Raw genomic sequence first — 25,654 nt, forward strand, 5'->3', positions numbered from 1 at the left:
GATATCTTAAACCGCCCCCGGTCTATCGGAACGCAGATGAAAGACGATTTTATTATTGATGAATGGAAAGTGATCGAAGACGGCTTTAAGCCCGCAAGCAACCGGGTCTCCGAAAGTATTTTTAGTCTGGGCAATGGTCGTATGGGCCTTCGTGGTAACTTCGAAGAACACTTTTCGGGCAACAGCCTCCAGGGCAACTACATCGGCGGCATCTATTATGCCGATCACGTGCAACTGGATCACACCAAAGGTAACCGGCCGCAGCAGGTCGTTAAATTTTTAAATGCTCCCAACTGGATCGGCATCAGTATCTCCTTTGACGGGGAAGTGCTCGACCTGGACAATTGCCAGGTGCAATCCTTCCGCCGGGAGCTCGATCTCCGCAAAGGATATCTCGAACGTACTTTCGTAGCCAAAATGAAAAGCGGCCGCAAAGTGCAGGTAAGCACGCGTCGGTTTTGCAGCATGGCCGATCAGGAACTCGGGGCCATTCGCTATACGATCACGCCGCTCGATTTTGATTCTACGCTTACGGTTCAACCCTATCTGGATGCCGACGTTTCCAACGAAGATGCCGATGAAAATCAAAAATTCTGGGTCGAGGTAGACACCAAGGTGAAACGGCGCGGGGGCTATTTGCTGACGGAGACCAAAAAGACGTTTTTTCAGGTCTGCACGGCCATGAAATTTTCCATCTTCCGCGATGAGAAAGAACTGGACTTTGATTCTTACCGGCTGCACCGCGAAAAATATATCGGCTGCGAAGTAGACATGGGTTGCAAAAAAGGAGAAACCATCACGATCTGCAAATACGCTTCCATCGTTACTTCCCTGGATCATCCCGACGGCGATCTGCCCCGGATCGGAAAGAAGATCGTGAAAAAGGCCTTGAAAAAGGGTTTTGACCAACTGTCCGGTGAACACGCCAAAGCCTGGAAAGATAAGTGGTCCTCTTCCGACGTTACCATTGATGGGGACCCGGCCGCCCAACAGGCCATTCGCTTCAATATTTTCCAGTTGCATCAGGCCTACAATGGTCGTGACAGCCGGATGAGTATTGCTTCGAGAGGTTTTACCGGGGAAAAGTACGGGGGTTGTACATTCTGGGACGCAGAAGCCTACGGTCTGCCGTTTTTCCTGGCTACAACTCCAGCCGATGTATCCAGAAACCTCCTGCAATATCGTGCCAACCACCTCGGTAAAGCCATTGAAAATGCCGAAAAACTCGGTTTCAACAAGGGGGCCGCTTTTTACCCTATGGTGACGATAAACGGAGAAGAAGCCCACCACAGTTGGGAAGTAACCCTGGAAGAGATCCATCGCAACGGCGCGATCGCCTACGCCATCTTTGAATATATACGCTACACCGGAGACGAAGCCTATCTGGCCGAAGGCGGACTGGAGGTACTTATCGCCATTGCCCGCTTCTGGGCCCAGCGCGTGCATTACTCCGAACGGCGGGAGGCTTACGTGATCCACGGCGTCACCGGACCGAACGAATACGAGAACAATATCAACAACAACTGGTACACCAATTATATCGCCAAATGGTGCCTGGAGTATACCCTGAGTGCTGTTGAATACGTTAAAAGCAAGCACAAGAAGTGGTTTGAAAAACTGAGCAAAAAACTCAAATTCGAGGAAAATGCCGAAACCTCCGAATGGCAAAAGATCGCCAAAAAACTCTACCTGAAAGAGGATAAGAAACTGGGAATATTCGTGCAGCAGGATACCTTTCTGGATAAGGAACTGACCACGGTGGCCGATTTGAAGAAAGGACAACTTCCCCTTTACCAAAACTGGACCTGGGACCGCATCCTGCGTTCGGTCTACCTCAAGCAGGCCGATGTACTGCAGGGGATCTATGCCTTTGAAGAGGCATTTGATCAGGAGCAGATCCGGCGCAATTACGAATTTTACGAAGCGAGGACGGTCCACGAGTCGCCCCTATCGCCCTGCGTTCACAGTATTTTGGCCGCCCGGATCGGTTTGGAGGAGCAGGCCTACGAATTCTACCGGCAAAGCGCCCGGACGGATCTGGATGATCAGCTCGGAGATACCGCCGCCGGTTTGCACATCAACGCCATGGGGGCTTCCTGGCTGTGCCTGGTCAAGGGCCTGGGAGGCATGCGGATCAGCAATACCGGGGGACTCAGTTTTGCTCCCATTTTGCCGAAATCCTGGAAAAACTATACCTTCAGGATACAGTACCGAGGACAATTGTTGCAGGTAAAAGTGAGCAGCAAACAGCTAATCCTGGTCAATCATTCTCAGAAAACTTTACACCTGAAGGTTTACGATAAAGAGGTAAAACTCGAAGGAGGGAAAAAGGAAAAACTGGATCGATAAAGGCGGATGATCAGTGGGATAACCTGCACAGCCAGTCGCTACCGGCGGGAATCCCAAACCGAATCCCTCCCCTTTCCGACCACAAATAATAACCATTTAATTTCACTAACATGTTACGCAATTTAATCCTAGGATGTTTAGTCATTATTGGCCTGGTCGCCTGCAATTCCGATAACACCAGCGGAAACGACGGCAACAGCGCTACTACCGCCGGCAGTACAGCTTACCAGGGTGGCCCGGGCAGTGTTGTCGGTCCGCCGATGATCCCACCGCAGAACGATGTCACCCAGAGACTGATGAAAGATTATTGGGTGTTCGAATTCTATGTAGTTCCCGGCGATCGTGCCGCCAGCCGTGCCGGTCAGGGAAGATGGTATAAATTCAATGCGGACGGCACTTTCGAAAGTGGTCGCTGGGAAGATGAAGTTTGGGGATCCGGCAACTGGTATTTCCGGACGGAAAGCGGAAAGAACTATCTGAAACTGGATTCCGAAGTGGACGCCGAAGATTCCGAATGGGAGATCCAGGGGATTACCGATGGCGCTATGTCCTGGGGAGGTACTCAGACCTATGACAATGCCGGAATTATCCTCAAGGCCCTGAGTCTGATGACCGTTCCAACGCGGGAACAATTCGGTTTCCAGGAATAAATGGCCTTTAAATCGGTCGAAAAGACATTTTTTTGCGCTTTTTTTCGGCTTTTAACGCAAGAAAAAACGGGAATATTTTCATCACAATCTCACAAAAAACAAAGGCATAAAAATCACATTTAACTGATTATCAGTAAAATGAACTTTAAATAAAAAATTATTTTCTCAATATTTTTTTCACAAAAGTGTTTTTTTGTCTTTGTTTACGGAAGGGAAAAATCAAATATTTGTAATGTGATCAGAAAATAGAGGAAGAAGGAAAGTCGATTGAAAAGCAATCGCACACTAAATTAGGATATGTTCATGGGATTATAATTTGTTAGTAGTGAGTCGTCCTGCCATATTAGGGCGGACGACTTACTAACTATCTTCGATCCCTGCACAATAAAGATATATACCTTGCGAAAAAAAAAGCTGACCCACTGCAATGGACCAGCTCAAGTGTTTTTGGGTTATGATAAAAGCACTAAATCACGTCGCAAGATATCATTTTTTCGCAGACTATTAAAATGTCTGTGGAAAAATCTGGCTCAGGCCAACTCAATTTTGGATATGTTCATGGGATTATAATTTATTGAAAGTCGTACCGATCAAACGGTACGACTTTTTTCGTTTCTGGCATCCGGTAGCGTAAAGTAGAAAGTAGCGCCCTTTCCCAACTCCGATTCCACCCAGATCTTCCCTCCGTACAGGTCTACGATCTTCTGACAGGTAGCCAGTCCGATCCCCGTTCCCCAGTAAGCTTCTTCGTGGTGCAAACGGGAAAACATCTCAAATATCTTTTGCTGATCTGCGGGCGCAATACCGATCCCGTTGTCCTTTACCGAAAAGCAATAATAGTTTTCGGACAGCTCGCGGCAATTCACCTGCACTTCCGGTTTTTTACCATTACTGAATTTCAAGGCATTGCCGATCAGGTTTTGGAATAACTGTACCAATTGGGAGGGCACGATCTCCAGTTCGGGTAAAGATTCCTCCTGTACGATGATACTGGCATCTTTCTTTTCAATCTGGGCATTGAGATTACCCAGGGCCACGTCGAGCAACTGATTGCTCTTCACCCGGGTCGCTTCAGATTTCGGACGGTCCGCCCGGGCGTAGTTGAGCAGATCATCCAAAAGCGTGTACATGTTGGCTACGCTTTTATGGATGAATCCCATGTATTCCTGGGCCTTGTTGTCCAGATTGTCCACATACTTTCTCCCGAGGAGACTGGTGAAGCTGCTGATTGTGCGCAGCGGCTCTTTGAGGTCATGGGAAGCGATATGGGCGAAATGCTCCAGTTCGATGTTTTTCCTTTTGAGTTGGTCGCCGATCTCGGCCAGGGTGGCATTTTTCCGGCTGAGGTCTTTATTGATCCGGTAGCCGGCGATGATCAACCCCGTAATCAGGAGAACGACCGAGATCATGATCATGGTCTTGAGGCGATCGTTCTCATCTCTCTGCACCTGGATATCCTTCAGGCGCTTGATCTCCGCTTCTTTCTCTGAAGTTTGGTAGATGATGTTGTGTTCTTCGATCAGTTCCCGGGTTTTTTCTCCCAGCATTTCCTCTTTGAGAGTTGTATAGCGATCCAGGAAGTAAAAAGCCTTTTCGTACTGACCGTTCTCGGAAAACAAGGATTTAAGTGCCTGGTAACATTCGAGAACCTTCACCTTGGCACCGATCTCATTCGCCTCCATAAGCGCTTCCGTAAAGAGCGTCTCCGCCCGGCCGTAGCGCTTTTGCGCCATAAGGAGCTGTCCCAGTTCCAGCTTGGAGTCCACTACCCCATTCTGATCACCGAAAGCCTCTTTGCCCTCAATGGCTGCGTGAATATAACTAACCGCCAGTTCGACGTTTCCGGATTCAGCGTGTGCTTCGCCCAAATTACCCAAGGCGTAGAACAGGATCGTGGAGTCTTTTAACTCAATGCCCAGTTCGGCCGATTGTTCCAGGAATTTGATCGCCTTTTCCAATTGGTAAAGACCGATATAGGCCGAACCGATCGCTCCCAGGGTAGTGCCATACTGGCGGGTGACCGTATCGGTGCCCAGAAGGGTCCGCACCCGCATATAGTTTTCGAGGGCGCGGGAATAATCCTCAATGCTGTGTGCGTAATTACCGAGTTGGTAAACCGAGCGGGTTATGCTTTTCTTATCGTTGTTGATCTCTGCAATCTGCAGTGCCTTGGATTCGTAGTAATAGGCTTCTTCAAAATTGCCCAGTTTACTGTTCGCGTCGGCAATTCCGGAATAGTTTTTAGCCCGGGCTTTAGGATCTTTCTCCCGGTCCAGCAACTCCAGGGCCCACTGGTGATTGAGGATCGCCGTGCGATAATTGGACAGCCGGCAAAAAGCCTTCCCGATCCGGTAATACGATTCGGCCTGACAGGTAGTATCTGTGGAATATTCCAGACTACATTCATAGGCTTCGATCGCAGCCCGGTAATCTTTTCGATCAAAAAGCGCTTCGGCCACCTCATTATCACATAGCTCTTCCTCCTGCCCAATTCCCATTACCTGGAACAGGCACAAAGCAATACCAATAATGATACACCGTACCCAAATGTACATTTTGCTAAATTTACTTTTCGCTTGACTTTAATAAGGAGAAATCTGAGTGTAAGGGATAAAACTGTTTAACTTTTTACTTTCTCTACAATGATGGTCTTCTAAGGATTAATATTTATACACGTAAAATTTTTTATAAAGTTACATTAAATTCATAAAAAAAGGCTGCTACACAATTATATAAATCGGTAGCAGCCCTTTATCAGTCTTTTAACTAACCTTCATCATCATCGTCTTCGGGCCAGGGTGGAGGATCTCCACCGCCTTTTAACTGGGTTAGTTGCGCGTCCTCAAGGACAGTGTCTTGGAATTTTTCAAAAGCTTTCATACTTAAATCGGTTTAAAATAAAAAAAGGCCTTTATCGCCTGTACGGAGCCAAGCCTCCGTAAAGCGATGGTTTGTTCTATAGTGTTCTTAAAAACTATACTATAACTTAATAAAGTACTAAGTATTTTCTACAAAAAAATTACCGGAATTGAAAGCGGCAAAGATGGGCGCCGATGCATCGAATGACCGGGCCAGTTGCCAGAATTTGTGAAGAATTGTTTGGGTAAATATGGTTGTGCCGTAAAAGTGTGGGTAAATATAAGACAAAATCACAGTTTGAAAAACCAATTCGATGATAAAACCCGCCCCAAAGTCAAGGAAAGCAGTGATTAACGCCCGTTAAAGGTGTAGATATAAAAACGCCTGGTAAATTTCAGACCCATTCAGCTTGCAGCCTATAAGGAGCGAATTGATGGGGAAAAGCACAATCCGTACGGATGGAGCATAGGCCGCAAAAAAAAAGAGGGCCGAAACCCTCTCAAAAAAAACACCTAAAACCCATATTCATATCATGAAAACCTTATTTCTCTTTTTTGTCGCTGTCTGCTCTTTTGACGTACCCATTCCTAAAAGTCACAGACCAGCAGGATTTTTTTTAACCCAAAAAAAAGAGGGCCAAAGCCCTCTCGAAAAAACACCTAAAACCCATATTCATATCATGAAAACCTTATTTCTCTTTTTTGTCGCTGTCTGTCTTTAAGACGCACGCTCCGCTGAAAGTCACAGCCCTTCCAGGATTTTTTTTACCCCCAAAAAAAAGAGGGCCAAAGCCCTCTCGAAAAAACACCTAAAACCCATATTCATATCATGAAAACCTTATTTCTCTTTTTTGTCGCTGTCTGTCTTTAAGACGTTCTCTCCGCTGAAAGTCACAGCCCTCTAAGATTTTTTTTGCCCCAAAAAAAAGAGGGCCGAAGCCCTCCCGAAAAAACACCTAAAACCCATATTCATATCATGAAAACCTTATTTCTCTTTTTTGTCGCTGTCTGTCTTTAGGACGCACGCTCCGCTAAAAGTCACAGCCCTCCAAGATTTTTTTTACCCCAAAAAAAAAAGAGGGCCGAAACCCTCTCAAAAAAAACACCTAAAACCCATATTCATATCATGAAAACCTTATTTCTCTTTTTTGTCGCTGTCTGTCTTTAAGACGCACGCTCCGCTGAAAGTCACAGCCCTCCTGGATTTTTTTTAGCCCAAAAAAAAGAGGGCCGAAGCCCTCCGAAAAAACACCTAAAACCCATATTCATATCATGAAAACCTTATTTCTTAGTTGTTGTCACTGTTGTCCTTCTGACGCAGTCTTTTTCCGAAAGTCACTACTCACTAATTTTTTTTCACAACTATCCTATTTTTTCAGCGATGCCGCCAGTAAACAAATTTCGGCTTATTGACATTCTATACTCAATGAACCTTCCTAACCATATTTAAGATCCATTATGCAGGAAAATGCCGAAGAACAGGAAACGATGACCACGATTGAAGAAGAAAACCCGAATCAGGTACAGGCCGTAGAAGATATACTTCCCCATAACCTGACCATACTTCCCCTACTCCAGCGACCCGTATTTCCGGGAATGCCCATCCCCATTGCCTTTACCGGCAAAGACAAAGTGTCCGTGCTAAAAAAAGCCATGGAGCAGGATGACGGCTATATTGGTCTGGTGCTGGCCAAGGAGATCGATGAAGAAGATTATACGGAATCGGAGCTATACGAAGTAGGAACGACCTTCCAGATCATGCGGCTGATCCCCATTGCCCCCGATACCATGCAGGTACTCGGCCAGGGGATCAATCGGTTCAAAAGAAAAAAGACGATCCTGGTCAAACCCCAGATCCGCTGGGAAGTTGATCACCAGGCCAGTCCCAAGGTCAAACCCGACCAGGAACTGCGGGCATATATGATGGCCATCAGCGGGGAGATCAAGGAACTGCTTAAGATCAATCCGCTCTTCCAGGAGCAGGTGAACATGGTAGTATCCCAACTCAACTACGATGCCCCCAGTATGACGATGGATATCATCAGCAACCTGCTGTCCTCCAGTGCCGAAGAACTACAGGAACTGCTGGAGACCTTCGACCTGCACGAACGCGCCAAGATGCTGGTGGGCCTCATCAAGCAGGATCTGGAGATCGCCAAGATCCAGAAAAGGATCAGTACCCAGATCGAGGAAAAAGTGAGTGCCCAACAAAAAGAATTCTTCCTCCGCGAGCAGCTCAAAGCCATCAAAAAGGAGTTGGGCATCGAAAAAGAGGATAACGAATCGGAAGCCGAAAAGCTGGAGAAAAAGCTGGGCGAACTGGAACTCACCGACGAAGCGGAAAAGGTAGTCGAGCAGGAATTAGAAAAACTGCGTACCCTGAACGCTCAATCGCCGGAATTCAACGTCACCCGGAATTATCTGGAGATCATTGCCGACCTGCCCTGGGGAAAATTCACTGATGATAACCACAACATCAAAAAAGCCAGGAAAATACTGGACCAGGAACATTTCGGCCTGGATGAGGTCAAAGAGCGCATCCTGGAATTCCTCAGTACCATTATCCGCCGCGGTAAAGTGGCCGGATCCATTATCTGTCTGGTGGGCCCTCCCGGTGTGGGTAAAACCTCTATCGGTAAATCCATCGCCCACGCGCTGGGAAGAAAATTCTACCGCTTTTCCGTTGGCGGCATGCGTGATGAAGCCGAGATCAAAGGACACCGCCGGACCTACATCGGCGCAATGCCCGGTAAACTGATCCAGGCCCTGCGCCGGGTAGAGGCCGCCAATCCCGTGATCATGCTGGATGAGATCGACAAGATCGGCAGCAGCTTTCGGGGAGATCCCGCTTCCGCTTTACTGGAAGTACTCGATCCGGAACAGAACAGCACCTTTGTGGACCATTATCTCGATCTGGCTTTCGATCTGTCCAACGTATTGTTCGTGACGACCGCCAACCAACTGGATACCATTCCCGGACCACTGCTGGACCGCATGGAGATCATTCGACTGGCCGGTTACATCCTGGAGGAAAAAATCCAGATCGCCAAGCAATACCTCGTGCCCAAACAGCTGGAGGAAACGGGCTTTTCGCCCAGTGAGATCACCTTTACCACCGGTGCGCTCAAAAAGATCGTCGAAGACTACGCCCGGGAAGCCGGGGTCCGGAACCTGGAAAAACAGATCCGCAAGATCATCCGGAAAGTGAACCTGAAAATGGCCGAGAACGGAACAACTACTTTCAAGGTCAAAAAAGAAGATGTCGAATCTTTCCTCGGAAAGGCCGTTTACAATACCGAAAAACTGTACAACCGGGATACTCCCGGCGTTGCCCTCGGGCTGGCCTATACTTCCATAGGCGGTGCTACCCTCTACATTGAAGCCACCGCTATCCGCAGTAAAGGTCCGGGCTTTAAGCAAACCGGTCAGTTGGGTGATGTGATGCGGGAATCTTCGGAGATCGCTTACAGTTACGTACGCGGTCTGTTATCCGAGGATAAAGAATACGCCAAATTCTTTGATGAGCATTTCGTACACCTGCACGTTCCTGCCGGTGCCACACCCAAAGACGGTCCTTCGGCGGGTATTACGATGTCCCTGGCCTTGTACTCCCTGGCTACGGGCCGGATCGTACGCGACAAGCTGGCCATGACGGGAGAGATCACCCTTACCGGTAAAGTGCTGCCGATCGGTGGGGTTAAGGAAAAGACGATTGCCGCCCGCCGGGTAGGAATTACCCATCTGATCCTGCCGATTGACAATAAAAAGGATTTTGATGAGCTGCCGGACCATATAAAAAAGGGAATAAACGTACATTACGCCGATTATTTTAAGGATGTGCTGAAGGTGGCGTTTGAGAAGTAGGGGGTGTGAGGTGTGAGGGAGAAGGTGTCAGGTGTCAGAATGGAGGTGTCAGGGACGAGGCGCGAGGGGTCAGGGATGTTTATAAATTTAGTTATGAAGAAGATTTGGCTGAAACGGGGCAAAGAAGCGGCCGTTAAACGATTTCATCCCTGGGTATTTTCCGGTGCCGTTCACCGGCAGGAAGATGGACTGGAAGATGGGGATGTCGTGGAAGTACTGGACAGTAAAGAAAATGTACTGGGTATTGGACATTACCAGGACGGCAGTATTACCGTTCGGATTCTGTCGTTTACTCCCGCAAATATTGATGCGGATTTCTGGCGGGAAAGGATTGGCCAGGCCTACCAATATCGGCAACAATTGGGATTAGTGGATTCCGAGCTTACCAACTGTTATCGACTAGTGCACGCGGCCGGCGACCGCCTCCCCGGACTGATCGTGGATATTTACGATAAGACCGCAGTCATTCAGTGTCATTCAATCGGGATGCACCGGCAGATCGATCTGATCGCCGCTGCGCTGCAGGATATCTACGCGGGCAAGTTGGTAGCCATATACGATAAAAGTGAGCATACGCTGCCTTCCATGTACGCCGCCGGGATTACCAATGAGAACATTTTCGGGGAAGCCCGGGAGACCGTTGTAAAAGAATACGGTCATTCCTTTCTCGTCAATTGGGAAAGCGGCCAGAAAACGGGCTTCTTTCTCGATCAGCGGGAGAACCGGCACCTGATCTCCCGCTATGCCGAAGGAAAGCGGGTACTTAATGCATTCTGCTATTCGGGTGGTTTCAGCGTGTATGCGCTGGCGGCCGGAGCCGCTTGGGTAGATTCCGTAGATATTAGCGAAACGGCGGTACAGTTAACGGAGCGCAATGTTGCCCTCAATGTGGACGAAACCGCTCAATCCCGCCACCGCGCTATTCAGGCCGATGTGCTGGACTTCATCAAAGAGCAGCAGGATCAATACGATATCTATATTCTGGACCCTCCGGCTTTCGCCAAAAGTAAACACAAGCGGCATAAGGCCGTACAGGCCTACAAGCGCCTTAATGCCATGGCGATGCGACAGATGCCCAGCGGTGGAATATTGTTTACCTTTTCCTGTTCGAAAGTAGTGGATAAAGCCCTGTTCCGCAATACGATCGTAGCGGCGGCCATGGAAAGTGGCCGACAGGTGCGGGTGATGCACGAATTGGGACAACCGGCCGATCATCCCGTCAATTTCTTCCATCCGGAAGGAGAATACCTCAAAGGACTGGTGCTGCAGATTGTTTGATGATCCAATGATAAGATGATCTGATCGAGTGCAATCAGATCATCCTATCACCAAATAATCGAATCATCAATTACAGCCCAACTGGCTCAGGCTCTCCTCAATACTTTTCAGTTTCGCTTCGCCGTCGGCCTGTTTTTGACGTTCCTTATCGACGACTGCCGCCGGAGCATTGTTTACGAAACGCTCGTTGGACAGCTTGCCGTTTACCTGCTTGAGGAATCCTTGGTAGTAGGCCAGTTCTTCCTTCAGGCGGGCACATTCCGCCTCGGTATCGATCTCCTGGTTGAGTACCACGAAAAAGGTCTCAGTTCCCGCGAGGAAGGAAACACTGTTGTTAACGTCCTCCGTGGTGGCTTCCAGTTTGGACAGATTACCCATTTTGATGATCATATCCGACCAGCCGCCAACAGCCAGCAGATGCCCGGCATTTTCACCATCCTGAATATATACCTCCAGCGGGTCCTTCATCTTGATCCCTTTGCTGTTGCGAATATCCCGGATGCTGGTCACCACGCTTTTCGCCTGCTCGATCTGGGCGATCAGTTTGGCATCCGAAGCGGCCGGTACCGGCCATTTGCTGATCACGCAGTCTTCGCCTTCCGCGCGTTCGCGCAGGTTGTGCCAGATCTCTTCCGTAACGAACGGCATAAACGGATGCAGCAGGGTCATCTGCTTTTCGAACAAAGCGATGGCCTGCTTGTAAGTAGCCCGATCGATCGGCTGACCGTAGTCCGGCTTGATCATTTCCAGGTACCAGGAGCAGAAGTCATCCCAGATGAATTTGTAAAGATCGATCAGTGCTTCGGACAGGCGGTATTCTTCAAATAAGCCATCCAGCTTTTTCACCAGCCCTTCCAGTTTATTTTCCAGCCAGCGTCCGGCCATTTCATTCACGGCGCGGGTAGCCGCTTCCGGAGCTTCATCGGAAATCTCCCAGCCCTGGATCAGGCGCAGGGCATTCCACATTTTATTGCAGAAGTTACGTCCCTGCTCGCAAAGCTTACTTTCGTTCAGGATCTCTTTGGTCTGCGGATCGAAAGGCGCATCGAAAATGATATCGTTTCCGGCCGCACCACTGGAAAGCATGCCGAAGCGTACGCCGTCCGCACCGTAATTATCCAGCAGTTTCAGGGCCTCCGGACTGTTTCCGAGCGATTTGCTCATCTTACGCCGTTTGCTGTCCCGAACCATACCGGTGAAGTACACATCCTTGAAGGGTTGCCGGCCGTGTTCCAGTACGTGATCCAGCCCCATCAGTTCACCCGACCACTCGTAGCCGGACATGATCATCCGGGCCACCCACAGGTAGATGATGTCCCATCCGGTCACCAGTACATTGGTGGGATAGTAATATTTGAGTTCTTCCTGATCTTCGAAACCGTCAAAAACGGAGATCGGCCACAGCCAGGAAGAGAACCAGGTATCCAGTACGTCTTCGTCCTGCTGCAGGTCGGTCAGTTGCAGATCTGCCTGGCCCGTTTTTTCCCGGGCTTCCGCCAGCGCTTCTTCGGCCGTTTCGGCTACGAAAATGTGGTCGCCGTAATACCAGGCCGGGATCCGGTGCCCCCACCACAGCTGACGGGAAATACACCAGTCGCGAACGTTGTCTTCCCGCAACCAGTTGTAGTACATGTTCCAGAACTGGCTCGGCCAGAACTTCACCTGCTCACTATCCACGGCGTGCAGCGCCGTGCTGGAAAATTCCTTCATTTCCACGAACCACTGCAGGGTAAGCCGCGGCTCCACCACAGAATTGGTTCTTTCGGAACGGCCGATCTTGGTCTGGTAATCTTCCAGTTTGATCAGATTGCCGGCGTCTTCCAGTAATTTCTTAATGCTTTTCCGGGCCTCGAAGCGATCCTGTCCGATCAGGATCTGCGCCTTGTCGTTCAGTCGACCGTCCGGATGCAGGATGTCGATCACATCCAGTCCGTGTTTCTGGCCGATCTCGTAGTCATTCTGATCGTGGGCCGGAGTGATCTTCAATGCCCCCGTTCCGAATTCGCGATCCACGTATTCATCGGCGATCACCGGAATTGGCCGGTTGATCAGCGGTACCAGTACCTCCTTGCCGATGAGGTCGCGGAAGCGATCATCTTCCGGATGAACGGCAATGGCCACGTCCGCCATAATGGTTTCCGGACGTTGGGTAGCGATCACGATGGACTGCCCGGAACCGTCCGCAGCATCATAGCGCAGGTGGAACAACTGGGCGTTCTCTTCGAAATACAATACCTCCTCGTTGGACAATACGGTCTGTGCCTCCGGATCCCAGTTGGTCATCCGCAGCCGGCGGTAAACCCGTCCCTTGCGGTACAGGTCGACAAACACCTTCATTACTGCCTTGCTCAGTTTGGGTTCCATCGTGAAGCGGGTACGGTCCCAGTCGCAGGAAGCGCCCAGGCGACGAAGTTGCTGCAGAATGATCCCACCGTATTCTTCTTTCCAGGCAAAGGCGTGTTCCAGGAATTTTTCCCGTCCGATCTCTCCTTTGGTGATCCCTTTTTCGCGCAACATTTTCACCACCTTCGCCTCCGTGGCGATGGAAGCGTGATCCGTTCCCGGAACCCAGCAGGCATTTTTACCGTCCAGGCGAGCCTTTCGGATCAGGATATCCTGGATGGTATTGTTCAACATGTGCCCCATGTGCAGGACACCGGTGACGTTGGGTGGTGGGATTACGATTGAAAATGGCTCTCTGTCATCGGGTACCGAACGGAAATACTGCCGGTCCATCCAGTGCTGGTACCACTTGTCTTCCGTTTCTTCGGGAGAATATCTGGTCGATAATTCCATTACTTAAACTAACTATTTTTCTTGTTGAAATGATTGTCGGCAGGGCAGCTGACACCAGCCCCGACTACCGGCCAATTTATTCAGCGTGTTTGATATTTTGATTATTGGTGTTCTCCGGTTTTTTACGCGGCAATTTCTCCGGAGTTGCGCTATGCAGATCCAGGGTCTCTACCTTTTCCACATCCAGGTCGAGTTCCACCTGGGTGGCCAGCAGATCTTCCATCCGTTCTCTCCGCCGGATCAGGTGGGCCTTACCGGCGTGCACCAGCACTTCGGCCGGCCGGAAGCGGGAGTTGTAATTGGAAGCCATGGAAGCGCAGTAAGCGCCGGCGTTCTTGATACACAGCACATCCCCTTCGCGGGCTTCGCCCAGCCGACGGTTGATACCGAAGGTATCCGTTTCGCAGATATATCCCACCACCGTGTAAAAACGGGCCTTGCCGTTGGGATTGGAAGCATTAACGATCTCGTGGTGCGCATTGTACAGCATCGGACGGATCAGGTGGTTCATGCCCGAATCCACCCCGGCAAATACGGTGGAAGTCGTTTGCTTGATCACATTGATCTTCACCAGAAAAGAACCGGCCTCACTGACGAGGAATTTCCCCGGTTCAAAGATCAGGGTCAGATCCTTACCGTATTCCTTGCAAAAGTTGTTGAAGCGGGTAGAGATCTTTTTGCCCAGCTCTTCAATATTGGTCTCAATATCGCCTTCGTAATAGGCTACCTTGAAACCGCTGCCGAAATCCAGGTAATCCAGATCTTCAAAATCCTTGGCCATATTGAACAGGATCTCCGCCCCCAGCAGGAAGACTTCCGCATCCAGGATACCGGATCCGGTGTGCATATGCAGCCCCTCTACCCGCAGACCGGTAGCTTTCACCACCCGATGCACATGGGGCATCTGGTGAAAAGAGATACCGAATTTTGAATCGATATGCCCCACCGAGGTCTTGGCATTCTCCCCCGCTACGATGTGCGGATTGATCCGGATACAAACCGGTACGTCGGGATGGGACTGACCGAACTGTTCGAGGATAGAGATATTATCGATGTTGATCCGTACCCCCAGTTCGACGGCCTCCTGGATCTCTTCCAGGGAAACGCAGTTGGGCGTAAAGATGATATCCTGTGGTTTGAAACCGGCCATCAGGCCCAGCTGTACCTCCTGTATGGAAACCGTATCCAGCCCGGATCCCAGTGAACGGAAAAACTTTAGAACGTTGATATTCGTTAAAGCCTTACAAGCGTAGTTGATCCGCAGCTTCTTGACGTTGAACGCATTCGTGATCCGCTGGTACTGCCTTTCCATGACGGCACTGTCGTATACATAGAGTGGATAATCAAACCGTTCCCCGAGTTCGAGCAGATCGACTCCGCCACTGAGCTTATACTGGTTATTATCTAGATACATTTTGCTACGGTTGAGACGCACAGTCCGGCGTCTTTTCTTGAGAATGATGGTAATTTTTCTCCGCTACCGGGGATAAGCTCCGGCCCGCAGAGAAAACGGACGGCAAAATTAGCCAATTAATGTCGATATATCGATTTATCAACCATTTTCTATCGTGCATAATTCCCACCTTTTCGGGAAATATTCATGAATAATGACCGTGTAACCACCAAAAACGTAATCAAATACATCTGTTAGGATGTGAACTGGTACACTGAATGACCGAAAATTGAAACCCAAATGGGATCCGGCGCTTTTTTAGAGCATTAAGATGGTAAAGCAGGTGATAAAAGCTTATTTTACCCAAACAATGCAATCCGGCAGGAAACCAGACAGTCCGAAACTTGAAGATCTAACAAAACTTACTACAGGTGACCGAAAAAGAGCTAATTGCCGCTTGTACAAAACAGAACCGAAAGGCACAACAATGGCTTTTCGACCAGTATTCCCCTACCATGAACGGAACGCTGAAACGCTACCTCAAGCGTACGGAAGACCGGGAGGATGTGCTGGTAGAAGCATTTTTTAAGGTGCTGACGAATATTGAGCAGTTCAAGGGCAACGGCAGCTTTGAAGGTTGGATCCGCCGGATCGTCATTAACGAAGCCCTGATGTTCCTGCGCAAAAAGCACAACTTCAACATGACGGTCGAGATCGACGATGTAGATGTGCCCTGGCGCAGCAAAGTGCAGGCCGAACTGGAAGCACAGGATATTCTTGATCTGTTGGAAAAATTACCAACCGGTTATCGAACCATATTCAACCTCTACGTTCTGGAAGGATACAAACACCGGGAAATCGCCGAGTTACTGGACATCAGTATCAACACCTCCAAATCGCAGCTTATTCTGGCCAAAAAGCGGATGCAGGAAATGTTGGAAAAAGTCAATTACCCGGGCATACCCTCGAAAGAACAATCCGGTTGACCCCAATGAAAACGTATCATGAAAAATAATTTTTTTCAATTAAATCGATCCAAAGATCAGCACGGTTTGCCTAACCAACGCAAAAGCAGAATTATTAAAATGAAACAATCAAAAGACATATTCGACCTGTTTCGGGAAAGCAAGCACAAACTGGATGAAGCTCCCAATCCCCAGGCGTGGCGCCGACTGGAGAAACGACTGGACACGCGCCGGGCTACCCGCGGTGGTTCGCTTTATCGCATTATGGCCATGGCGGCCGGAGTGTTGCTCCTGATCGGCGTGTTCTCTCTGTTACCGGCATTAGATCAAAACAGTCCGCAGGAAGATGTAATGGCGCTCAATCATCCACCCTCTGAAATGGAAGACCTGGTCGTGGATCCTGCTGATTCGGACCAGAATATCATCAAGGTGGTAGAATTCAGCCGCCAGTATCAGGACCGCATGGTTCAACCTATTGAAGAAGGTAGCAGCGCCAAAAAACTGGTGCCCAGCAACCAATTAAATACCAGGATCCAAAATGCCGACACTCCCGGCGACACCCTGGCGAAACAAAAATCCGAAGGGTGATCTGACATTAACCAGCTGGAGTAAAATCGCACCCCTCCCCTACGGCCCCGGGCCGGTCGGGAGGAAAGGAAAGCGGGCCAGGTATCGATTCCGATACGGCCCGTTTTTTCATTTTTTGGCCTTATTCATTTCTCTGAAGTCCTATCCTCCAAAAAAAATTGGTATAAAATTCCCCGTATCCCGGGAGATTTCCGGCTCCCGCCGCACTCCGCCGAAAGATCCGGTGTTTGAAATGTAATAGTATTACTTTCATCAATAAGGACACCTAAAACATTTCATGGAGGAGAACAACAATCAACTCAAAAGAACTCTCGGACTTTTAGATATTCTCATGTTTGGCATCGGCGGTATTGTAGGCGCCGGGATCTACGCGATCATCGGCGAAGCCGGTGGACTGGCCGGCAATACCCTCTGGATCAGTTTTGCCATCGCCGCCTTTGTGGCCCTACTGACCGGATTGAGCTATGCCGAATTTGTGAGCCAGTTCCCGGATGCGGGCGGGAGTTTTGAATACGTCAAACAGGGCTTCGGTACGAAAACAGCCCTGGTACTTTCCATTGTTATGCTTTTCACTAATGTGGTAGCGCCGGCCGCCATTGCTATTAGTTTCAGCGATTACCTGAGCCGTCTGATCGAAGTCCCCCAGTGGGCTACTACCCTGGGTATCATTGGACTTATGGCCCTGGTAAATGTGATCGGTATTCAGCAATCTTCCTGGTTCAATACGGTGGCTACCGTTATTACCCTGCTCGGATTGGGCGCCGTAGTGGCCTTTGCCGTCCCGGAATGGGGAGAGGCCGATCTGCTCGAATTCCCCGAGAGTGGATGGACGGGTATTCTCGCCGGTTCCGCACTGATCTTCTTTAGTTATGTAGGATTTGAAGACCTGGTCAAGGTCGCGGAAGAAACCAAGGAACCGGAAAAAACATTGCCCCGGGGTATCATCATTTCCGGCATCGCCGTACTGGTCATCTATCTGCTGATCGCGATCAGCGCCGTCAATGTGGTCAGTGCCGATGAACTGGGTAAAAGTGAAGGCCCGCTGGCCCTGGTGATGAATACGCTCGCCGGACAGGCCTGGGCAACCGGTCTGATCGTAGTGGCACTTTTTGCCACCAGTAAGACCATCCTGTCCAACATCATGGGAAGCAGCCGGCTGCTGTTTGATGTGGCCCGCGACGGAGGGATTGAGTGGATGAAAAAACTGACCACCGTCAATAAAAAAACGGACACACCGATCTTCGCCATTATTGCTATCGCTATCCTGGTGATGATCTTCGGCCTGATCGGCAATCTGAAGGTAGTGGCGAGTATCAGTAATATCTTCGTATTTCTGCTTTTCCTTACGGTAAATACCGCACTACTCCGTTACCGAAAAACCCACGAAAAAGGCAAGGATGCACCCTTCCGGATCCCGCTGAACGTCAATAATATCCCGATCCCGACGGTGATTGCCGTGATTGGATTGCTGACGCTGTTGGGTTTTAATATTTACAATCTATTGTAGATCGACTTACCGCCCAATCCCCACCGCCGCAGGATACTGCATCGTCACACAGTGCAAAGAACCATGCTGTTCGATCAGCGCGCGGCAGTTGATCCCAATGATCTCGTGCTCGGGGAAACAAAAGGCTAGCTGTTGGAGGGCCGCTTCATCCTGCGGTACCTGGTAGATAGGGGCCAGCACAGCTTCATTAATGATCAGAAAATTCGCATAGGTAGCGGGCAGGCGATGTCCGTCCTCTGCGTAACAGGCTTCCGGCCAGGGCAAGGGGATCAGCCGGTAAGGCGTACCATCTGCTTTCCGGAAAGCCTGCAGTTCCTGCTCCATCGCCTGAAAATCGGTGTAGTGCACATCTTCCGGATCATCGCACTGGACGTAGGCGATCGTGTCGGGATCACAAAAACGCGCCAGGGTATCGATATGTGAATCCGTATCGTCTCCGTCCAGATGGCCGTGCTCCAGCCAGAGTATCCGGTCACAGCCAAAGCGGTCCCGCAAAACTGCTTCGGTCGCTGCATGATCCAGATGGGGATTCCGGTTTGGGCTCAACATGCAGGCGGTGGTGGTCATTAAAGTCCCCTGACCGTCCGTTTCAATGCCGCCGCCTTCCAGTACAATGCCTCCCGCCTGCACGGCGGTGTCGCCCAGGATGCCCTGCTCCTGTAGCCCGGAAGTCAGTAGATTATCGAGATAGGCTGGGAATTTCAATCCCCATCCGTTGAAGACGAAATCCCAGATCAGAGGGTTTCCTCCGGGCTGCAGTACGGTAATGCCACCGTGATCCCGTGCCCAGGTATCGTTGGAGGGAAGGTCCACCAGTACGAGTCGGTCTTTGGGCAGCCCGCCCAGATAAGCCGCTACCCGGTCGATATCGTCGCAGATTACCAGCACCGATTCGTACCGGCTGATGGCGGTAATGATCTCTACAAAACAGGGAATGACGGCTTCCAGATACGGAGCCCAGTCGGAATCGGCGTGCGGAAAGGTAAGCTGTACGGCACACTGCGGTTCCCACTCCGCCGGCAAACGGTATGGATTTGACATGCTTTATTTTCAGATTTTGTGGAGATTAGAAACTCCGGATTGGTTTGATCCGGCAGTTCCCTACGATCGCATTTTTCCTAAACTCACCGGCAGGGATCTACAACTGGTGCCCCATTTTCCCTCCCTATCGGCAATAATCCGGCAAAGTAAACCATATCTTTTTAGAATAGTCCAACTCCTGCGGACTTTCCCCATCCGTCAGCGGCATTTTCCATAGATTCCCCGAATTCGGGTTGAACTGTACCCACATAAGCACATTGAAAAAATCTGCATTTTCGGTCGTGATGCGGAACAGGTAAACACTGTCCTTTTGAATATCCAGATCAGCCGCCCCGAAAGGATTCGATTCCGTTAGATAGATGATCTGTTCCCCCTGCCTTTGGGTCTGTTCCACGAGCGTTTGCACTTCGGGAGCGCTGCGCACCACCTCCAATACCTGACGTTCGCAATCACCCATCAGGGCCAGTTTGGAATCTTCCCGCAGTTTCAGCCGGTATAAGGTATCCGTTTCGGTAGCACTCAGGATGACCACTTCCGGTTCCATCTGGTAATTTTCCCGGATGGAATACAGGCCTTTCAAACCTTCTTCATCCAGATCTTCCAGCCACTGGGTAGATTGAAAATGAGCGCCGTCCAGCAGTGCAAATTCGATCTCCGCCCCCTCCAGCACCACCCCGTCCAGACGGCAATTGGTGAAAGAGCCACTGATCCTGGACTGACTAAGATCCACGCCCTGCAGATTGGCGTTGGCAAAGTCGACATTGACCAGTTCGGAAGAGCGAAGTTTTACTTCCCGCAACTGTGCACCCTGCAGGTTGACGTTTTCCAGGTGCGTATCCGACAGATCCGCCATGTTGAGTATGGCAAATTCCAGATCCGCATCGCGGAATACCGCATCCGGAAAATGAGCATGCTCCAGGTTGACATTGCGGAGGTAGGCCTCGGCGAAATTGGCCTGCTTCAGATCGGCATAACTGAAATTAGACTTCTCAAAGATCTTATCGTAGGTAGCTTCATCCAAAAGGCTATTGACGAGAGCGAACAATAACTGCCCCCTTTCCGGACTCAGCGGTCCGGCGGTGAGTTCATCGTTTTCCAAATAGCGGTAGGGTAATAATGCCTGACTGAGGGCGGCGATACGACCGATCAGTTCATCGCTGAGTTGCCGGGAGCCGTCCGGTGCGTTTTTCAGTTCCTCGTCGATCTTGTCCATGATGTTACTCATGAGGAAGATGAAGGAACTCCGGCGGTGGCTTTCGTCGAGCTGGACCTGCTGATCGAGCCGCAGGTTTTGATTCTGGATCAGTTGATTCTGGTAATCCAGCTTTTCATTCTGGGTGCTCAGAATGACCGTTTGTACCATCAGGACGAGTATGGGAATAATGGCGGCGCTGATGGCAAAGATGCCGATCCGGGTAACTCGCCAGATGACGTGGGAAGAAACATCCGCCATCGTGTCCTTGCTGACATTATGGGGCAATTCGTTGTAAAGTCGGGCCAGGCTGCGCTTGAGGCCTTTGCCAGCCGCCAGGCTGGAGGCATTCATAGCCAGTTTCCGGAAAAAAGCTTTTCCGCTCTGGAGCAGGCTATCCTGTCCGCCTTCCTCAATCGACTGTCGGAGGCGCCGATTTTCCTCCCGCAGCGCTTCCAGTTGTTTTTGGGTATTATCAGGTGTCATCGATCTAAAGTATCATGGAGACCAAATATAGTCATTGATTTGTTGGATCGGGAGCAGGTTACCCGGAATTTACTTCCGGCCTCTTTTTCCCAACTCAACTACCTGTAGATCGGACACGACCCCATTGGCGACCGAAAAGCGGACCAGGGTGCGGATCTGGTGGAAACCGTGGTGCCCGCAAGCTCCGGGATTAATGTGCAGCAACTGGTATTTCGGATCGGGCATCACCTTCAGGATATGAGAGTGCCCGGATATAAAAAGTCCGGGAGGGTTGAGCTGCATCCCCTCCCGAACTCTTTTTTGGTAGTTTCCCGGATAGCCGCCGATGTGGGTGATCCAGACATCTAGGCCTTCGCAGACAAAATGCTGATCCAGCGGAAATTGCCGACGCAAACGTGCATCATCGATATTACCGTAAACGGCCCGCAATGGTTTGAGGTCCGCCAGACGGTCCGTCACTTCCGGATCTCCGATATCGCCGGCGTGCCAGATCTCGTCGCATTCGGCAAAATATCCGAGAATATGATCATCTATATAGCTGTGGTTATCGGATAAAAGTCCGATCCTTTTCATGGATAAGTCTCATTGGGGATCAATACGTAGCCGTTGGTGGCCAGTTTGCCAAAATCGTCGTATTTGATCCAGATGTAGCCGTTGATGCCCCAGGCCGTACCCCAGGTACTCATCAGCTCAAATGCTTCTTCGTTTTCGTTGTACCCCACTACGATGAGGTAATCAGTAGCCGTACCATTGCCCACCTTTTCCAGGTGGCGGGTACTGACCTGGCCTTTCAGTTTGCCGTCCGTAGCGAATTCTACCAATATCGGATTGCCTTTCATCAGGGCCTTTTTGGCCTCAAAAACACGCTGGCGATCCCGGGTCAGATTGGAAAAAACGTGCAGGTAATTGACCACATCGAACTTCTGGGTGGAAAACACCGCGCCCGTCAGTTCCCCGGCATCGTAAGGAACGATGGCCGCATTTACGGTCCCCTGTTCGGCCAGAAAACCCAGTACCTCTTTGGAGTTGTTGGCTTTTCCACTGCCGGCCAGGCTCAAGTTGATGAAGTCCGGGCTTAAGTTGATCTTGTAGTTGCGCCCCAGATTGACGTAATACTCCAGACAATACGCCGCCGCATAGGCCAGATCATTACCCCGAAACCCCGTTTTGCGCACGGGCATCATGTAGGGCTTCAGACTCTGTTGTTCCAGCAGGTCGCGGGCACTGCTGCCCACCCCCGGTACGATGTACATAAAATTCTCGATCTGGTCGGGAGCACTCAATCCCAGGGTCATTCCCGCCGCAGATTTAGCCCGTGGGTTCTGAGCGTTCAGGTTCAGGGAAAAAAACAGGCAAACGAAGAAAAGAAAATAGGGGGATCTCATGTGATAGATAGTTAGTGTGTGAATAGGAATTAATTACGGGGCGCTTACCGGCAAGCGTACGGACATCGCCGTACGGACAGCCTGCATTAACAACGAGAATTTCCCTAATTTCTTTTTCTTATAGCCAAAAATTATATTTTTCCTGACCAGATTGACCTAGAGCGGAATGTTGCCGTGTTTTTTCTTCGGCAAGCTGGCCACTTTGTTCTCCAGCATGGTAAAGGCCCGGAGCAGTTTGCGCCGGGTCTCGGAAGGCAGAATGACCTCATCGATGAATCCGCGGGCCGCCGCCCGGTAGGGATGTGCGAACTTTTCCTTGTATTCCTGCTCTTTATCCCGGAGCACGGCCTCCGGATCTTCAGCCTCCTGGATCTCTTTGCGGAAGATGATCTCCGAAGCGCCCTTGGCTCCCATCACTGCAATTTCGGCAATTGGCCAGGCGTAGTTCATATCCGCACCGATGTGTTTGGAGTTCATCACGTCATAGGCGCCTCCATAGGCCTTACGGGTGATCAGACTGACCCTCGGCACCGTAGCTTCACTGAAGGCATACAGCAATTTTGCACCGTTGGTGATAATACCGTTCCACTCCTGATCGGTGCCCGGCAGGAAACCCGGCACATCTACTAATACCAGCAGCGGAATATTGAAACAATCGCAGAAGCGCACGAAACGGGCTCCTTTACGCGAACTGTCCACGTCCAGTACCCCGGCCAGGCTCATTGGCTGGTTGCCGACGATACCGATGCTGCGTCCTCCCAGTCGGGCAAAGCCCACGATGATGTTCTCGGCAAAATCCTTATGGATCTCGAGGAAGGAATCCGCATCGACGATCCCGTTCACCACTTCCCGCATGTCGTACGGTAGGTGACTGTCTTCCGGTACGATATTGTCCAGTTCCGGCCGGAGTTCATCTTCGATCTCAACGCTTAGTTTTTCCGCTTTCTCTTCGCAGTTCTGGGGTAGATAACTGATCAGTCGTTTGACCTTATTGATCGCCTGGAGATCGTTCGCCGCGGTGAGGTGGGTTACCCCGGATTTCACGGCATGGGTCATGGCACCGCCCAGCTCTTCGGCCGTAACCGTTTCGTTGGTCACCGTTTTCACTACGTTCGGACCGGTTACGAACATATAGGAGGTATCCTCTACCATAATGGTGAAATCCGTGATGGCTGGAGAATAAACGGCTCCCCCCGCACAAGGGCCCATGATGAGGGATATTTGCGGAATCACGCCGGAAGCCCGTACGTTGCGGTAGAAAATATCGGCATAACCACCCAAAGACCGCACACCTTCCTGAATACGCGCGCCACCGGAGTCATTCAGACCGATCAGCGGAGCGCCATTCTGCATGGCCAGTTCCATGATCTTACAGATCTTCTCGGCGTGGGTTTCGGATAAGGAACCTCCAAAAACAGTAAAATCCTGGGAAAATACGTAGACCAGGCGACCGTTGATGGTCCCGTATCCGGTGATCACCCCGTCGCCGAGGATGACCTGCTTATCCATGCCAAAATCGGTCGTACGGTGCGTCACCAACATGCCGATCTCCTCGAAAGAGCCCCGGTCCAGCAGGAAGTGGATACGTTCGCGGGCTGTGAGTTTCCCTTTCTTATGTTGGGTGTCGACCCGCGTCTGACCGCCCCCCAGTTTGGCCTCGGTCTTTTTCTCGCGGAGCGTTTCTATCTTATCTTTCATGTAATGGTTTTAATGGTCCAGGTTTGGATAGGAGCGCCGGATCTCGTGTCGATCGGCTAGTCGGCAAATATAATATTTTAAAGTAGAAGGAAAACCGGCGGAGTCCTGCAGGAGGGTGTATTTTGTACCCGATCAGTCTCGTGCAAAGACAATGTAATTTATCACGAATCGTTAATTTTTTAACAAAGAGAAACCTTTTTCTAAAGAATTCAACAGGTCGTTCAAATTTCTCCAAAAAGGCATCGAGTTACCCGCAAATAACCTACTTTTGCTGCCGAAATATTCATGAAGCTATTTAAAGCTTTCCTACAAACAATTAAACCTTTAATTCCATGTCAGCGGTAAGTACATACCCATTGTCGCAGCGTGTAATGAGAATGGAGGAATCCGCCACGCTCAGAATGACCCAATTGGCCAGAAACCTGAAAGCCCAGGGTCACGATGTAATCAGTCTCAGTATCGGGGAACCCGATTTCGACACCCCGGATCATATTAAGGAAGCAGCCAAAAAGGCATTGGATGAAGGTTATACCAAATACACTCCGGTACCGGGGCTGATGGAACTTCGCCAGGCCATCTGCACCAAATTCAAAAGGGACAACGGCCTGGAATTCAAACCGGATCAGATCGTGGTGTCCAATGGCGCCAAGCAGACCATTGCCAACCTATGCCTGGCACTACTGGACGAAGGGGATGAAGTGATCATACTGGCTCCCTATTGGGTGTCTTATTCCGCAATCGTGGAACTGGCCGGCGGTGTACCCGTACTGGTCAAAGCCGGAATCGAGCAGGACTACAAAGTAAGCGCCGAGCAGGTTGCCGAAGCCATGACGGATAAAACCAAAATGGTGATCTTCTCCTCTCCCTGCAATCCGACCGGATCGGTATTTCTGCGTTCGGAACTGGAAGCGATCGCCGATGTGCTCAGCAAGCAAGAGAATATTTTCATCGTTTCCGATGAAATTTACGAATACATCAACTTTACCGACCAGCACACCAGCATCGGTACGATCCCATCCGTAGCCGATCGCACCATTACGGTGAATGGCTTTGCCAAAGGTTTTGCCATGACCGGCTGGCGTTTGGGTTATATGGGTGGTCCGGCCTGGATCGCCGAAGCCTGCACCAAGATCCAGGGACAGGTTACTTCCGGTGCCAACTCCTTCGGTCAGCGGGCCGCCGCCGAAGCGCTGCTGGGCGATATGACGCCTTCTACGGATATGCGCAATGCTTTCCTGACGCGCCGGGACCTGGTGATCGATCTGCTGAACGAGATCCCCGGTTTCAAGGTCAACAAGCCGGAAGGGGCCTTCTATATCTTCCCCGACATCAGTGAATATTTCGGAAAATCCGACGGGGAAGTAACCATCAACAATGCCGACGAATTTGCCGAATACATCCTCAATACGGCCTACGTTGCTGTAGTGAGCGGCTCGGCTTTTGGAGCGGATAACTGCTTCCGCCTGTCTTACGCCGCCAGTGAAGACCAACTGCGCGAAGCCATCAGACGTATCGGCGAAGCCGTGCAGAAGTTGAAATAAACATTTAAAGATAAAGTGAAGGTCAATGCAATTAATGCGCTGACCTTCCACCGGTTATAGTCA

At 50.4% G+C, this 25,654-nt stretch carries 17 protein-coding genes; 9 read left to right on the plus strand and 8 right to left on the minus strand.

Annotated features, from left to right (window positions below; all coding sequences use genetic code 11):
• The first annotated feature begins 36 nt into the window (after positions 1-36).
• Complete coding sequence (locus CRP01_RS01210; RefSeq protein ID WP_099148296.1) at positions 37-2,349, plus strand: family 65 glycosyl hydrolase domain-containing protein; 2,313 nt, start codon at positions 37-39, stop codon at positions 2,347-2,349.
• Positions 2,350-2,459: 110 nt separating this feature from the next.
• The gene (locus CRP01_RS01215; protein ID WP_099148151.1) at positions 2,460-2,999 is read left to right on the plus strand and encodes a hypothetical protein; all 540 of its coding nucleotides are present in this window, start codon (positions 2,460-2,462) and stop codon (positions 2,997-2,999) included.
• 590 nt (positions 3,000-3,589) lie between these two features.
• On the opposite strand, the gene CRP01_RS01220 is transcribed toward CRP01_RS01215, so the two are convergent.
• Positions 3,590-5,554, minus strand: a complete 1,965-nt coding sequence (locus CRP01_RS01220) for an ATP-binding protein (protein WP_099148152.1) — start codon at positions 5,552-5,554, stop codon at positions 3,590-3,592.
• Positions 5,555-6,390: 836 nt separating this feature from the next.
• Between CRP01_RS01220 and CRP01_RS41795 the strand changes: the two genes are divergently transcribed.
• The 3 genes from CRP01_RS41795 to CRP01_RS01230 all read left to right on the plus strand — a co-directional run bounded on the left by CRP01_RS41795 (position 6,391) and on the right by CRP01_RS01230 (position 10,999).
• Complete coding sequence (locus CRP01_RS41795) at positions 6,391-6,579, plus strand: hypothetical protein (protein WP_143473221.1); 189 nt, start codon at positions 6,391-6,393, stop codon at positions 6,577-6,579.
• Between the two features lie 736 nt (positions 6,580-7,315).
• Positions 7,316-9,721 carry an endopeptidase La gene (gene lon / locus CRP01_RS01225; RefSeq protein ID WP_222845634.1) on the plus strand — a complete coding sequence of 802 codons (2,406 nt, stop codon included), beginning with the start codon at positions 7,316-7,318 and terminating at the stop codon, positions 9,719-9,721.
• A 93-nt stretch (positions 9,722-9,814) separates the two neighbouring features.
• A complete protein-coding gene (locus CRP01_RS01230; RefSeq protein WP_099148153.1) occupies positions 9,815-10,999 on the plus strand; it encodes a class I SAM-dependent rRNA methyltransferase in 1,185 nt (394 codons plus the stop codon).
• A gap of 66 nt (positions 11,000-11,065) precedes the next feature.
• On the opposite strand, the gene CRP01_RS01235 is transcribed toward CRP01_RS01230, so the two are convergent.
• Together CRP01_RS01235 and lysA are read right to left on the minus strand one after the other, a co-directional pair.
• On the minus strand, positions 11,066-13,795 hold the full coding sequence (locus CRP01_RS01235) for a valine--tRNA ligase (protein WP_099148154.1): 2,730 nt from the start codon (positions 13,793-13,795) through the stop codon (positions 11,066-11,068).
• Positions 13,796-13,871: 76 nt separating this feature from the next.
• Complete coding sequence (gene lysA / locus CRP01_RS01240) at positions 13,872-15,209, minus strand: diaminopimelate decarboxylase (RefSeq protein ID WP_099148155.1); 1,338 nt, start codon at positions 15,207-15,209, stop codon at positions 13,872-13,874.
• Positions 15,210-15,619: 410 nt separating this feature from the next.
• On the opposite strand from lysA, the gene CRP01_RS01245 reads away from it, so the two are divergent.
• The 3 genes from CRP01_RS01245 (at position 15,620) to CRP01_RS01255 (ending at position 18,248) form a co-directional block, all read left to right on the plus strand.
• Positions 15,620-16,174, plus strand: coding sequence for an RNA polymerase sigma factor (locus CRP01_RS01245; RefSeq protein WP_099148156.1), 555 nt, complete (start codon positions 15,620-15,622; stop codon positions 16,172-16,174).
• Between the two features lie 99 nt (positions 16,175-16,273).
• Positions 16,274-16,741, plus strand: a complete 468-nt coding sequence (locus tag CRP01_RS01250) for a hypothetical protein (RefSeq protein WP_143473222.1) — start codon at positions 16,274-16,276, stop codon at positions 16,739-16,741.
• 277 nt (positions 16,742-17,018) lie between these two features.
• Positions 17,019-18,248 (plus strand): APC family permease, encoded by a 1,230-nt coding sequence (locus CRP01_RS01255; RefSeq protein ID WP_099148158.1) that lies wholly within the window; start codon positions 17,019-17,021, stop codon positions 18,246-18,248.
• Between the two features lie 6 nt (positions 18,249-18,254).
• Here the strand turns inward: CRP01_RS01255 and CRP01_RS01260 are convergent, their stop codons facing one another.
• The 5 genes from CRP01_RS01260 to CRP01_RS01280 all read right to left on the minus strand — a co-directional run bounded on the left by CRP01_RS01260 (position 18,255) and on the right by CRP01_RS01280 (position 24,050).
• A complete protein-coding gene (locus CRP01_RS01260; protein WP_099148159.1) occupies positions 18,255-19,289 on the minus strand; it encodes an agmatine deiminase family protein in 1,035 nt (344 codons plus the stop codon).
• 124 nt (positions 19,290-19,413) lie between these two features.
• A complete protein-coding gene (locus tag CRP01_RS01265; RefSeq protein ID WP_099148160.1) occupies positions 19,414-20,967 on the minus strand; it encodes a pentapeptide repeat-containing protein in 1,554 nt (517 codons plus the stop codon).
• Between the two features lie 69 nt (positions 20,968-21,036).
• Positions 21,037-21,540, minus strand: a complete 504-nt coding sequence (locus CRP01_RS01270; protein ID WP_099148161.1) for a metallophosphoesterase family protein — start codon at positions 21,538-21,540, stop codon at positions 21,037-21,039.
• A complete protein-coding gene (locus CRP01_RS01275) occupies positions 21,537-22,352 on the minus strand; it encodes a C1 family peptidase (RefSeq protein ID WP_099148162.1) in 816 nt (271 codons plus the stop codon). The genes CRP01_RS01270 and CRP01_RS01275 overlap by 4 nt, the downstream gene beginning before the upstream one ends.
• 156 nt (positions 22,353-22,508) lie before the next feature.
• On the minus strand, positions 22,509-24,050 hold the full coding sequence (locus CRP01_RS01280; protein WP_099148163.1) for an acyl-CoA carboxylase subunit beta: 1,542 nt from the start codon (positions 24,048-24,050) through the stop codon (positions 22,509-22,511).
• A gap of 332 nt (positions 24,051-24,382) precedes the next feature.
• Between CRP01_RS01280 and CRP01_RS01285 the strand changes: the two genes are divergently transcribed.
• Positions 24,383-25,591: a pyridoxal phosphate-dependent aminotransferase gene (locus CRP01_RS01285; RefSeq protein WP_099148164.1), complete on the plus strand. Its 1,209-nt coding sequence runs from the start codon at positions 24,383-24,385 to the stop codon at positions 25,589-25,591.
• Positions 25,592-25,654 lie beyond the last annotated feature (63 nt).

Origin of the sequence: Flavilitoribacter nigricans DSM 23189 = NBRC 102662 (assembly GCF_002646595.1) — a bacterium.
Taxonomy (GTDB): domain Bacteria; phylum Bacteroidota; class Bacteroidia; order Chitinophagales; family Saprospiraceae; genus Flavilitoribacter; species Flavilitoribacter nigricans.